The 13,344-nt window shown below is 37.1% G+C and carries 14 protein-coding genes; 2 read left to right on the forward strand and 12 right to left on the reverse strand.

The window, feature by feature from the left end; genetic code table 11:
- Positions 1 to 41: 41 nt before the first annotated feature.
- Positions 42 to 728 (forward strand): type 1 glutamine amidotransferase domain-containing protein, encoded by a 687-nt coding sequence (locus MHI47_RS15945; protein WP_340831455.1) that lies wholly within the window; start codon positions 42 to 44, stop codon positions 726 to 728.
- A 269-nt stretch (positions 729 to 997) separates the two neighbouring features.
- Here the strand turns inward: MHI47_RS15945 and rlmD are convergent, their stop codons facing one another.
- Positions 998 to 2,359, reverse strand: coding sequence for a 23S rRNA (uracil(1939)-C(5))-methyltransferase RlmD (rlmD, locus tag MHI47_RS15950; protein ID WP_340831457.1), 1,362 nt, complete (start codon positions 2,357 to 2,359; stop codon positions 998 to 1,000).
- A 284-nt stretch (positions 2,360 to 2,643) separates the two neighbouring features.
- Here rlmD and MHI47_RS15955 point away from each other — a divergent pair, with 284 nt between their 5' ends.
- The gene (locus MHI47_RS15955; protein ID WP_093538191.1) at positions 2,644 to 2,943 is read left to right on the forward strand and encodes a hypothetical protein; all 300 of its coding nucleotides are present in this window, start codon (positions 2,644 to 2,646) and stop codon (positions 2,941 to 2,943) included.
- Positions 2,944 to 2,981: 38 nt separating this feature from the next.
- Here the strand turns inward: MHI47_RS15955 and MHI47_RS15960 are convergent, their stop codons facing one another.
- From MHI47_RS15960 to gatC, 11 genes are all read right to left on the reverse strand, one after another.
- Positions 2,982 to 3,305, reverse strand: coding sequence for a YckD family protein (locus MHI47_RS15960; protein ID WP_340831459.1), 324 nt, complete (start codon positions 3,303 to 3,305; stop codon positions 2,982 to 2,984).
- A gap of 129 nt (positions 3,306 to 3,434) precedes the next feature.
- Positions 3,435 to 4,139 (reverse strand): YjjG family noncanonical pyrimidine nucleotidase, encoded by a 705-nt coding sequence (locus MHI47_RS15965; protein WP_093538058.1) that lies wholly within the window; start codon positions 4,137 to 4,139, stop codon positions 3,435 to 3,437.
- A gap of 261 nt (positions 4,140 to 4,400) precedes the next feature.
- Complete coding sequence (gene cydS, locus MHI47_RS20225; RefSeq protein WP_407691719.1) at positions 4,401 to 4,505, reverse strand: cytochrome bd oxidase small subunit CydS; 105 nt, start codon at positions 4,503 to 4,505, stop codon at positions 4,401 to 4,403.
- Positions 4,506 to 4,519: 14 nt separating this feature from the next.
- Positions 4,520 to 5,548, reverse strand: coding sequence for a cytochrome d ubiquinol oxidase subunit II (locus tag MHI47_RS15970; RefSeq protein ID WP_093538057.1), 1,029 nt, complete (start codon positions 5,546 to 5,548; stop codon positions 4,520 to 4,522).
- A complete protein-coding gene (locus MHI47_RS15975) occupies positions 5,545 to 6,891 on the reverse strand; it encodes a cytochrome ubiquinol oxidase subunit I (RefSeq protein WP_093538056.1) in 1,347 nt (448 codons plus the stop codon). The genes MHI47_RS15970 and MHI47_RS15975 overlap by 4 nt, the downstream gene beginning before the upstream one ends.
- Before the next feature lie 225 nt (positions 6,892 to 7,116).
- The gene (locus MHI47_RS15980; protein ID WP_340770229.1) at positions 7,117 to 8,028 is read right to left on the reverse strand and encodes a diacylglycerol kinase; all 912 of its coding nucleotides are present in this window, start codon (positions 8,026 to 8,028) and stop codon (positions 7,117 to 7,119) included.
- 123 nt (positions 8,029 to 8,151) lie between these two features.
- Positions 8,152 to 8,715 (reverse strand): thioredoxin family protein, encoded by a 564-nt coding sequence (locus MHI47_RS15985; RefSeq protein WP_093538054.1) that lies wholly within the window; start codon positions 8,713 to 8,715, stop codon positions 8,152 to 8,154.
- Between the two features lie 632 nt (positions 8,716 to 9,347).
- Positions 9,348 to 9,788: a Type 1 glutamine amidotransferase-like domain-containing protein gene (locus MHI47_RS15990; protein WP_340831460.1), complete on the reverse strand. Its 441-nt coding sequence runs from the start codon at positions 9,786 to 9,788 to the stop codon at positions 9,348 to 9,350.
- 280 nt (positions 9,789 to 10,068) lie between these two features.
- Entirely contained in the window at positions 10,069 to 11,496 is a 1,428-nt protein-coding gene (gene gatB / locus MHI47_RS15995; RefSeq protein WP_340763481.1) for an Asp-tRNA(Asn)/Glu-tRNA(Gln) amidotransferase subunit GatB, read from the reverse strand.
- A 1-nt stretch (position 11,497) separates the two neighbouring features.
- A complete protein-coding gene (gatA, locus tag MHI47_RS16000; protein WP_093538051.1) occupies positions 11,498 to 12,961 on the reverse strand; it encodes an Asp-tRNA(Asn)/Glu-tRNA(Gln) amidotransferase subunit GatA in 1,464 nt (487 codons plus the stop codon).
- Between the two features lie 21 nt (positions 12,962 to 12,982).
- A complete protein-coding gene (gene gatC / locus MHI47_RS16005; RefSeq protein ID WP_093538050.1) occupies positions 12,983 to 13,273 on the reverse strand; it encodes an Asp-tRNA(Asn)/Glu-tRNA(Gln) amidotransferase subunit GatC in 291 nt (96 codons plus the stop codon).
- Positions 13,274 to 13,344 lie beyond the last annotated feature (71 nt).

A 13,344-nucleotide genomic window follows, 5' to 3' on the forward strand; every position in this document is an offset into this window, starting at 1 on the left:
CCTTTAAGGTTGATAGTATCAAATCAAAAGGAGAATGTATAATGAAAAAGATTTTAGTAGTAGTAACAAATATTTCTAAATATCCAAATTTAGAACGCGCAACAGGATTATGGTTAGGGGAAGCTGTTCACTTTGCAGCTGAAATGGAAAAGGAAGGCTATCAAATTGATTATGTAAGCCCTAAAGGTGGTCACACGCCACTTGACCCACACAGCCTACAAGCTGAACAAATGACGGAATTGGATTGGCAATATTATTCAAATGATGATTTCTTAAACAAGCTAAGTACTACTTTATCGGCTGACGCTATTAACCCAAATGATTATGATGCTATCTATTATGCAGGTGGTCACGGTGTTATGTGGGATTTCCCAGAAGATGAAAACCTACAAAGCATTGCCAGTACCATTTACGATAACGGTGGCGTTGTTTCTGCTGTTTGTCACGGAGTTGTTGGATTATTAAATATTAAAAATGGTGACGGTGAATATTTAATTAAAAATACTAAAGTGACTGGTTTTACTAACACAGAAGAAATTGCTGTTGGACTAGATAAAGTCGTTCCATTTTTAACTGAAGATGAACTTGTTCGTAAAGGGGCAAATTACGTAAAAGATGCTGATTGGTCGATATTCACTGTAACTGATAAACGTATCGTTACAGGACAAAATCCCGCATCCGGTGGCGCAGTTGCCAAAGAAGTAATTAAATTATTAAAATCACTTTAATCATACTTAAGTAAAATTACGTTATAATAACTTCTTACAGAGCTAATACAAGTTCGCTGAATCTTTAAATTAATGGAGCAAAAGCAGATGTTTTAAAGGTGAGATACGTTCACTTCTAATTTAGTTTCTTTAGTTAGAAAAGAAAAGCAATATGTAGAACATAAGCGTAATGAAAAAAATCTTGATCAGATACAAAGATAACCTCAAAAAAGCTGTGCTAAAACCCCCTACAGCGTGGATTTTTGACACAGCTTTTTTGATTATATTTTCTATACTAACTCTAACCAAGCGACCGCTTCACAATGCGTCGATTGCGGGAACATATCCACGGGTTGAACCTCTTTTGTTTTATAACCGCCGTCTTCTAATATTCTCAAATCACGAGCAAGCGTTGCGGGGTTACAAGATACATAAACAACACGCTTTGGACGCTGCTCTATAATTGTCGTTAATAGTGCTTCGTCACAACCTTTTCTCGGTGGATCCACTACTAAGACATCTGCATGCTTGCCTTCTTTGTACCAATTAGGAATAACTTCCTCTGCAGGTCCAGCCTCAAAGTATGTGTTAGTAAAACCATTCAGCTCTGCATTTCGTTTTGCGTCTTCAATTGCCTGTGGGACGATCTCTACTCCAAGTACTTGTTTGGCTTTTTGCGCTAAAAATAATGAAATTGTACCAATTCCACAATATGCGTCAATTACTGTTTCTTCCCCTGTTAGCTGTGCATAATCCAGTGCTTGCTTGTATAGGACCTCCGTTTGTACAGGATTTACTTGGTAAAATGAGCGCGCTGAAATTTCAAAGCGAACATCCCCGATTAAGTCTTCAATAACGGCTTTGCCCCAAATAACGTTTGTTTCATTTCCAAAAATCACATTTGTGTTCTGGTTATTCACATTATGAACAATTGATTTCACATTTGGTTCTACTTCACGGATGAATTGAATAATTTCCTCTTGCTTCGCTAATTTTGCATGCTTCGTTACAAGTACAACCATCACTTCTCCAGTTGCCCGTCCCTTACGGACGACTAAGTGGCGTAGCTGACCTTTTTTCGTTTCTTCATTGTATGGAACTAAATCCAGTTTCAATGCATTTTCTTTTACTGCTCTTAGTAATCTATCTGCCTCATCTGATTGTATTAAACAAGTATTCGTATCTGCTATTCGATGAGATTTCGCTTGATAGAAGCCTGCAATAACTTGACCATTTTCTAAATCAAATGGTATTTGAGATTTGTTGCGATATTCCCAAGGCTTGTCCATACCTTTTACAGGAAGAACTGGTGCATCTATTTTCCCTATGCGTTTCATGACATTGCGAACCATACTTTCCTTCCATGCAAGCTGTCCTTCATATGTCATATGCTGAAGCTGACAGCCTCCACATTCATAAAATACTGGACACGGTGCTTCTACACGAAATGGAGATGGCTCTACGATATTTTTTAACTTGGCAAAGCCATAGTTTTTTAATGTTTTAAGCACGTGGACTTCCACAGTTTCATGCGGCAAGCCTCCTGCTATAAATAGAGGATATCCGTCGACCTTTGCCACACCCGCTCCGTCATGTGTTAAATCTTCAATATAGACTGTTAACTGATCATTTTTTTGTAATGGTGTATTCAATGTTAATCTCCGTTCTAGTTATGATTGATTCATTATACCAAAAAGAATGCGTACAAGTCTGCTGACTCATACGCATTATCAATTATTTTTCAATTCTTCTATACAAAATCACCAGTTATGTGAACCTTCTATATATAACAGAATTTTTAGAAATGTTATACTAGTTATAGCTTTATTTATTTAAAAAGCCTATCTTCCGCAAACACTGGCCTGAATGTTGTAAAAAATAAGTTAAAAATAAATAAAATTAGATAATGAATGGAGGTAATAAGATGGAATTACTTATGGAAATTATAGGTAATGTACTGCCCGTTGTAATAGTTGGAGGCATTGCGATCTTTATTATTAAAAAGCTTGAGCATAAACAAAAGCAAGGTAAGACTGGCAGAAAAAATTCAAACGACCAACAAGATTTACTGGACAGTTTGATACCTCTAGGAATGCTATTTGGATGTGTAGTTGGGGTTATATTTAATATACTTTTCTCATTTTCATTATTATCCACTTTATCTTTTGGCTCTGGGGCAGGCCTGCTACTTGGCTATTTTGCATATGAAATTTATAGCAGGACAGAGGTAAATTAATCAGAAAAACCTAACTAGAACTTTAGCTTAGTATAAGATTAGGATTCATTACTTCGATGTTTTCTATAGTCGTCATGAATGACTGGAACAAATCCGTTTTGTTCCAGTTTTAAATAGCGCTCCTCTAGATGGGTTATTACTTTTTGTCCCTTTTCTTTAGAAAATACACCATACTCAACATATTTGTTAATAATTTCTTTCTTTTGGTTAAGCGCATCTTGTTGTAAAGACTTCATCTCTTCTTGTTGTTTCGCCGTTAACTTTATATCTACTGGCATTTCTGCATTTGTTTCTAATGAAAACCCCATTATTCCCAAACACATTAAAATCGCTGTTATAACAGTAACCCAACGTTTTTTCATAGACAAATCTCCTTCCTTCAATTTGTTTTATCATGTGCCACTAGGCAGCAATTATCCTTTTTTGAAAAACTGTATAAAATGCTATAAGTAGAATAAAAATAAAAAAGAACCTCATTTTGAGGTCCAATATTACTTTGTTTCTACTGCCAATATTTTAACGAGTCCAGCTAATTGCTCCCATGAATGAATTTCATAGGTTGGTTCTATATTAGTTTGATTCTGTTTTCTATTTGGATTGAACCAACATGTATCAATCCCAAAATTATTTCCGCCTTGAATGTCGGAAGAAAGTGAATCCCCAACCATTAATACGCGAGATGGATCTGAAATTTGAAGCTTCTCTAATGCATATGCAAAAATTTCTTTTTGAGGTTTTTGGAATCCTGTTTCTTCCGAGGTTATGATGGCTTCAAAAATATTCTTTAAAGAAGATCCATTTACTCGTGCATGCTGTGCATCTTTAAATCCATTAGTAAGAAGAGCGATTCGGAAATCTTTCATGCTTGCTAACATTTCTTCTACTCCCTCAATCAGATGAACTTCTTTCCCTAAATTTTCTATGTATTTCTGCCCGCATATAATCGGATCTATGTCTAAGGAATGTTCAGTAAATAATCGTTTAAAACGTTCGACTTTTAGCTCTGTTAAGGTGATACGACCATATTCTAGGTCTTCCCATAAGCTTTTACTTATAGCCTTGTAGGTATCTAGATAATCACTTAAACCATTTGGTAATCCATACTCTTCAAACAAAAAACGAAATGCATTATGTTCAGTCATTCCAAAGTCAAGTAAAGTGTCATCTAAATCAAATAGTAGTACATCATATTTCATCAAAAATACCCCTTTCCTGTCCCTCCAATTGTAGCAGAATAGATATTAGACTAAAATATCCTTTAGTGTTTTCTTAGAAGATATTCTTTCCAGGTCCAATAAATATTTTAATGGGCTATCTTATTAACTTTTAGGGCTTTCTTGCATGTAATAGTGCTATTTATGGACTATATTTCATCTATTTTGGCCATATAAATTTTTTAGGTCCATCTGACTGAAAACATAATAATGTCCCCGATCAAGTCGACCGAGGACATTCGTTTATTCGTCCTTCACTGCCCCGTCTTTAGAAGCTGCCCAAAAGGCTATGATAATGGAGCCGATTAATACGATGAATGGTGCATAAAATATCATAAACTCTGTCATAGTTTGCTCCTTCCTTATGCGTGATTATCTTCTTTTTTTCCACGTACATAATCTTTATTGAACAAAAACAATCTCAGTAGTAAATATAGCGATGGTATTAGTAAAGCAAGCCCAGCTATAAAAGCGACTATTAAAGCAAGAGCCATTGCTTCATTAGTAAAGCTGTCATAGATTGTTAAATGTGGATACAGCAAATATGGGAGATGCGCAAATCCGTATGCGAAGAATGCTATAAGAAACTGGCCTCCTAATAACACAAAAGCCAATCCGTAACTTCTTTTCGACCATAATAACCACACTGTACCGATGAAAAGTAATAGTGATAATGCAAATGCCCACCAAATATTAAGCATGTTTTCGTAATGATCCGGATTATGTGAACGAAGCTCTACCATAATTCCACCCGCTGTTATTATCGTCGGCAGTGCCCAAATAAGTGCATACTTTCGCATCAGCCTTGTCGCATCTATGTCTCCTGCTTTATTGGCATACCAGGTCAAAAACACGGATGAAATATACAATACTGAAGAAAGACTTAATACAACAATCGACCATGTGAGTGGGCTTGTAAATAATGCCTCGTAATCGAGAGTAGGTGAATCATTGATCATATGAACAAAGCCGCCTTCTGATATTGTTAATACAATAGACAAAGCTGCCGGGATAAAAAGACCAGCAAGACCATACATAAATGAGTATCCCTTGTGCCCTCTAGAACCATATGTTTCAAAAGCATAATAAGAGCCGCGAATCGCAAGTAATATTAGAGCTATACTTGCAGGAACTAGTAAGGTCGTACCATAATAAAATGCAGTTTTCGGGAAAAATCCGATAATCCCTACAAAGAAAAACACTAAAAATACATTCGTTACCTCCCAAACTGGCGACAAATAACGCTGTATAATATTCGTTAATATCCTCTGCCTTCCTGTGAGTAAACTATACGCGTTAAAAAAACCTGCACCAAAGTCAATAGATGCAACGACTAAATATCCGAAAAGAAACGTCCACAACACAAAAATTCCGATGATCTCTAATGTCATAACATATCACCGCCCTTTTCAGCATGTCTGTCTTCTATTTCTTGCTCGACTGGATTCTTTCTGAACATACGACTTAAAACTACGATACTTCCGACTCCAAGTACTAGGTAAAGACCAGCAAATAAAATCAGCATGATATCGACATGTGGACTGGTCGTTGCAGCATCTTCCACCCGCATAATACCTCTTAGTATCCATGGCTGCCTTCCTACTTCCGCAAGCCACCAACCAGCTTCAATAGCGAGTATAGACGCTGGTCCTCCCAAAACTATGAGCCAACGGTACCATCTAGAATTGACAAAGGACCATTTCAGGATTTTACCAAGCCAGTATAGTCCCGAAAGTGCTACCATCGACATACCAATCGTCACCATAATATCAAACAAGTAGTGAATATATAACGGCGGCGTTTCATCCTCTGGGAACTGATCTAAACCAATCACTTCTGCAGTCGGATTGAAATGGGCGAGAATACTCAAAGCAAAGGGTATTTCTATTGCATACTTCACTTCTCCATCATCTAATATTCCATAGAGAATTAGTGGCGCACTTTCTTCCGTTTCAAAATGCCATTCAGCTGCAGCTAGTTTTTCAGGCTGATACTCCGCTAAATACTTTCCTGAGAAATCTCCAATAATAGCAGTAGCAATTGAAAATACTAACCCTACTTTCATCGTTAAGAATAATGCTTTTTTATGGTATATATGATTAGAGCCTTTCAATAAACGAAAAGCTGCAATCGCCGCTAACACAAATGCAGAGGTCATATACGCCGTTACCACTACATGAGCAACCTTTGTTGGCATAGCAGGGTTGAACATGGCTAGCAGCGGGCTAATATTCACTAATTCCCCGTTAACTATATCGAATCCTTGAGGGGCATTCATAAATGCATTTACCATGGTTATAAAAACTGCGGAAAATGAAGCGCCAATGGCAACTGGAATAAGTAACAGGAGATGCTTCTTTTGGTTCTCAAATCGATCCCAAGTATATAAGTAAATACCAAGGAAAATAGCTTCAAAAAAGAAAGCAAAAGTCTCCATGAATAGAGGAAGAGCTATAATATTCCCCGCAAGTTCCATAAAGTTCGGCCACAGTAATGACAACTGCATACCAATTGCGGTCCCTGTAACAACTCCTACCGCTACAGTAATGACGAATCCTCTCGCCCACCTACGTGCTAACAATATGTAATGCTCATCATTCTTTTTAATACCTACCCACTGGGCAATCATAATCATTAAAGGTACACCAACACCAATAGTTGCGTAAATAATATGAAACGATAAGGTCAATTCGGTTAAAACGCGACTAAAAAATACCGATTCTTCATTCATCAGCCTTCCCCCATTCTAGTTCCCAAATATTCTCCCCGCTATTGATAGCATCATGATTCCTGCCACAACAAAAGCAAGCCACATTAAATACTTCTCTTGTTTCTTATACATGTGCTCCACCCCTTTACCATCATATTACCCAAAAACAAAAATATTGAACTTTATCTATCGGTGTTTTCTAAAACAATATAAAAAAGCTCAGCATTTAATAAAATGCTGAGCTTTTACTTAAGGTCTATCCTCGTCACGTATTTCATCAATCGGTACGAAAACCTCTATATGTCTGTGTAAATTTTGGAATGTTGCAGGTATAACTCCGCCGTATTCTCCGTCTAAATTTAAAAGAACCATATCGTCAGAAGTTACTTTAATATGTTTTGCTTTTTTAAAAATAACATGGGGATCCGTTAAATGTTCCCCCCGTAAAGCTAAAGATGCCACACGGATAAACTCTGCTATGTTCAACTTTTTCAATATTAACAAAGAAAACAATCCATCATTAATACTTGAACTTGGAGCAAGCTTTTCAAATCCACCGACCGAGTTCGTTAAACCAACTAGGAACATCATTGCCTCGTCTTCAAATACTTCCCCGTCATATTCAATTCTAACTCTTGTTGATTTAATCGACGGAAGCATTTCAATCCCTTTTAAATAATAAGCAAGCTGCCCAAGCATTGTTTTCAGTTTACTTGGTACATCATACGTAAGCTCGGTAATTCGACCACCACCAGCAATATTGATAAAATAGCGATCATTAACTAATCCCACGTCAACTGGAATAGAATCACCTTTAACAATAATCTCTACAGCTTTTTTTATGTCTCTTGGAATATGAACTGCTCTTGCAAAGTCATTCGTCGTCCCCATTGGAATCAGCCCAATTTTAGGTCGCTTTTCGAATTCACTTACCCCTGCAACAACCTCATTTAGCGTACCATCTCCGCCAGATGCAATGATAATATCAAAGCCATTTTCCACTGCTTTCCTCGCTGCCTCTGTAGCATCACCTTCACGCGTAGTGGCGTGACACGATGTCTCATACCCAGCAATCTCTAACGTTTCCAATACTTCTGCTAAGTTCTTTTTAAATAGTTCTCTTCCAGAAGTTGGATTATAGATAATTCGTGCACGTTTCATACTTATTTCCTTTCTGTTTCACAATCTTGTTATTATAAAGACTATGTTTCATCAAAAAAAGTTTCATTCCACTATTAAAAGAGTCGACTGTTGCCGACTCCTTTAATAATTTGATCAGCCTAATTATTTTTGTAGTGCTGGTAACCAAGCATTACGAATTGCTTCATATACTGCTAGGTGAAATTCTTGATTGTTTACAAATTCATTAGACATTTGTGCGTAAAATTCTTTTTGAGTTTCCTCAAATGATGGGTCTTCTTTGGCTGGGAATTTAGCTCTGCCATCCATTACGAATTGCTGAACACTCTCTGCACGGGGACCCCATTTAGAAATCACTTCACCATCTTTGCTTATCAACAAATAAACGGGAATTGAACGACCACCATTTGTTAAATACTGGTCAATTAAATCCAAGTTTTCATCGCGATAAACAGCACGTACTTCTACATTTGCTGCTTCTGCAATTTTACGCAATATCGCATTGTTCATCATTGCATCGCCACACCAGTCTTCTGTAATTACTAATATATGTGGCGCTCTATCCTTTAGTACTTGAATGAATTCATCATCCGCTGGCACATCAAATTTTTCATAGATGCTGAAAGATTCTTCTTTTTTCGTAGTCATATCATCCATATATTGAGCTAGTGGTTTTGCATTTTCAAAATACTGTTGTTCTGTAGTCAAGTGAGTAGCCCCCTTTTTTCTAAGTATACTTCGTTTTTAAATGTTATTCAAACAAGCTAGACTCATGAATATATAAACTATATTATTGTTCGAAGTTTACACCCTGTAAATACAGCTTTATCTGTTCCCCTTCACCGTTAACCCCAAGCGTGCCTTCTTCTGTAAAGCGTGGTCGCACAAGTCTTTCACTCATGTTGCTCATTGTCTTCTATTTTTACCATAGTGGTTTCCTTTACGTTTATCGAATTATAGTCTTCAAATACAGCGTCTCTGAAAATGGAGGTGCTTTAATTTCATGTAATTTTCCGCTCTCTAAATCAATATAACCCAAGTGTACATTTTCATCCTCATTACTTAGTTGAGCAAATATCTTTATATGTTAGTGTCACAAACTGTGCCATTCGTTTTCAAAAAAAAAAGACTGTCATCAAAGACAGCCAATTTCTATACCATTGATTTTTTCTTCGATTCAAATAAAATGACATCATTCACTTTTTTATGTAGCTTACCTTCTTTGTAGAAAATGGCACTTCCATCAGGGAGAGCATAAATCCTACGATCGGAGGAAAGAGTAGACAATTCGTCATCAGATGCTTAGTTATAATGCACCTCCACACTAAAGTCCACTAAACCTAACCTTTTATGACTAAGGACTCCGGATAGTCATCGTCTTTAGTTAAAAGACAATCCTTACAAAATGCTAAAGCCCCTGCACTATAACCGATTAATAACCCAGGAAAATTTTCAATACTTCTAGCAAGTTCTTTTTCTTCAATCAGCTGAAGTAATTTTTCTGGTCTCCCGCCTATTAAATACAGAACATCGCTATCATTTATCAAATCTTCCATTTCATTTTTGGATAGGTCCTCATGTAATAATCTAAGTGTAGTGTTTGTATAGGTAGAAAAAGCCTGTTTTAGATTTACCATCCAGCTGTCATAATTAGAAACTTCTGTCGCAAAAGGAACTACTAAAACTTTTGCATTTGGTTTAATCTTTTTCGTCAATTCTTCAAATATATCATCTAGCTCACCCTTTAAAACATGACCCCCACCAATAAAACATAGCTCCACCTTGATTCACCTCTTTATATGTTAAATAAATATTCATTTATCATAGCACCAGTTTTCTTGGAAATAAATACAATTTTATTCATAAATTTCTGTACTAGTGAGTCTGATCAACTGCTATACGAGAGCGTTTCGAATCGTTACGAGAGACACCTCGAAATATCCAATATCCACACTACAAGATCGATCAACTGCTATCCGAGAGAACTTTGCATCCATATAAGAGACGAGTTAAATATTCCCACAAAAAAGGATACCCACTTAAAGTGGGTATCCTTGAGTATTAGCGTTTAGTAATTTCTTCGTTCAAGATTTTGTTAACAAGAGGCGGGTTTGCTTGGCCTTTTGTTGCTTTCATGATTTGTCCAACTAAGAAGCCGATTGCGCGGTCTTTTCCGTTTTTAAAATCTTCAATAGATTGTGGGTTAGCATCCAGTGTTGCTGTAACGATTTCACGAAGTGCGCCTTCGTCCGAAATTTGTACTAAGCCTTTAGCTTTTACTACTTCCGCAGCGTCTCCGCCATTATCAGCAAGCTCTTTGAATACTTTTTTCGCAATTTTTGAAGAAATGGTGCCATCAGAGATTAGTTTGATCATTCCAGAAAGATTAGCAGGAGTAAGCTCTATATCCTTCAACTCTTTTTGGTCTGCATTTAGGTAAGCAGAAACCTCACCCATCATCCAGTTAGCAGCCAGTTTTACGTCTGCACCATCAGCAATGGTTGCTTCAAAGAAGTTAGCCATATCTTTAGACAATGTTAATACATGTGCATCATATGGAGATAATCCAAGCTCTTGGATATAACGTTGTTTACGCGCATCAGGTAGTTCAGGGATTTCTGAACGTACACGTTCTAACCATGCATCATCAATTACAAGATCCACTAAATCTGGCTCTGGGAAATAACGATAGTCATCCGTACCTTCTTTAACACGCATAAGAATCGTTTTACCAGTTTTCTCATCATAGCGACGAGTTTCTTGTTCAATAATTCCACCAGTAGATAATACTTCTGCTTGACGAATCTCTTCGTGCTCTAATCCTCTACGTACAAAGTTGAAAGAGTTTAAGTTCTTCAACTCTGTTTTAGTCCCAAATTCCTCTTGACCATATGGACGAATAGAAATATTGGCATCACAGCGTAAAGATCCTTCTTCCATTTTACAGTCAGAAACGTCTGTATATTGGATAATTGATTTAACTTTTTCTAAGTAAGCATATGCTTCCTCAGGAGTACGAATATCTGGCTCTGAAACGATTTCTACTAGTGGAGTTCCTTGACGGTTAAAGTCTACTAGTGAATATCCATCTGCATGTGAAAGCTTCCCAGCATCTTCTTCCATATGTAGACGAGTAATCCCGATACGTTTTTTCTCACCATTGACTTCAATTTCAACCCAACCATTTTTACCGATTGGTTTATCAAATTGTGAAATTTGATATGCTTTCGGATTATCTGGATAGAAATAGTTTTTGCGATCAAACTTTGTATTTTGTTCAATTTCCATATTTAATGCGAGTGCTGCACGCATCGCAAAATCGACTACATTTTTATTCAATACTGGTAAAACACCAGGGTATCCTAGGTCTACTACTGTTGTATTAGTGTTTGGTTCAGCACCAAAATGATTAGGTGCGGATGAGAAGATTTTCGACTCTGTTTTTAACTCAACGTGTACTTCTAAACCAATAACTGTTTCAAAGTTCATGTTATTTTCCCTCCCATATTTGAGGAGTTTGTTTATGGAAATCAGTAGACTGCTCGTAAACATGTGCTACACGATAAATCGTGGACTCATCAAAATAATTTCCGATAATTTGCAATCCTAGCGGCATTCCATCTTCAAATCCACAAGGGATAGAAATTGCTGGCAAACCTGCAAGGTTAATTGGGATTGTTAATATATCATTGGCATACATCGTCAATGGATCTTCTACGTTTTCTCCAATTTTGAATGCTGGAGTTGGTGCAGTTGGTCCTACGATTACATCATAGTCAGCTAAAACTTTATCGAAATCTTGTTTGATAAGCGTACGAACTTGCTGCGCTTTTTTATAGTAAGCATCATATGTTCCAGCACTTAACGAGTAAGTCCCAAGCATAATACGACGTTTAACTTCGTCCCCAAATCCTTGCGCACGTGTTTCTTTATAAAGGTCCAATAAGTTTTCTACGTTTTCAGCACGGAAGCCATAACGAATTCCATCAAAACGAGAAAGGTTAGAAGAAGCCTCTGAAGAAGAAAGAATATAATATGTCGCTAAAGCATATTTAGAATGTGGCAATGAAACCTCTTCCCAAGTAGCTCCTTTTGCTTCTAATACTTTCAATGCATCCATAATAGACCCACGAACCGCTTCACTTACACCTTCTCCTAAATACTCTTTAGGCACGGCAATACGAAGACCTTTAATATCTCCAGTAAGAGCAGCTGCAAAGTTTGGAACCTCAACATCTGCCGAAGTAGAGTCATGTGCATCAACTCCAGAAATTGCTTCTAAAAGTAGTGCATTGTCTTCTACATTACGAGTGATTGGACCAATTTGATCTAAAGAAGATGCAAACGCTACTAATCCAAAACGGGACACACGTCCGTATGTAGGTTTCATCCCAACAACACCACAATAGGATGCCGGTTGACGAATAGATCCACCTGTATCTGAGCCTAAGGAGAATGGTACTTCACCAGCTGCTACAGCTGCTGCAGATGCACCTGAAGATCCACCAGGAACACGATCTAATGACCATGGATTTTTTGTTGTTTTATATGCTGAGTTTTCATTGGAAGATCCCATTGCAAACTCATCCATATTCAGTTTACCAATTGTAATCATTCCAGCCTCGCGCAACTTTTTCACAACAGTTGCATCATAGATAGGATTGAATCCTTGTAAAATTTTACTTGCACAAGTCGTTTCTAATCCTTCAGTTACGATATTATCCTTCACTCCGATCGGTAACCCAAATAATGGTCCACGTTCTTCAAAAGGAACTTTTTCTAATTCTGTAGCTGTTTCTAATGCTTTTTCTTTGTTCAAAGCTAAGAAGGCTTCTACCTCGCCATCTAGTTTTTCCACACGTCCAAAAGCTTCGTTAGTCAAATCTACTAAAGAAACTTCTTTACTATGTACAAGTGCTTGTAGTTCTTTCGCTGAGTGATTAAATAACGTCATGATTTTCCCTCCTTACATCTATTAGTCCATTATTGATGGTACTTTTACTTGTCCTGCTTCTTGTTCTTTAACATTTAACATCATCGTATCACGGTCTAATCCTTTTGTAGCTACATCTTCGCGTAACACGTTTACTAAAGGTAGGACATGTGTAGTAGGTTCTACATTTGTTGTATCTAATTCTTTTAATTGCTCAGCAAATTCCGTGATTGCTCCTAGTTGTAGCGCAAACTTTTCTGCCTCTTCTTCTGTAATTGCAAGTCTTGCAAGATGCGCAACATGCTTAACTTCTTCTTTTGTTAATTCCGCCATTTATAACACCTCCGAATTCAATAACCATACGAAATATCATATCATTTTTCACTCTACTTGAACAGAGTGTA

The sequence above is a fragment of the Psychrobacillus sp. FSL H8-0487 genome, assembly GCF_038008385.1.
Taxonomy (GTDB): Bacteria; Bacillota; Bacilli; order Bacillales_A; family Planococcaceae; genus Psychrobacillus; species Psychrobacillus psychrotolerans.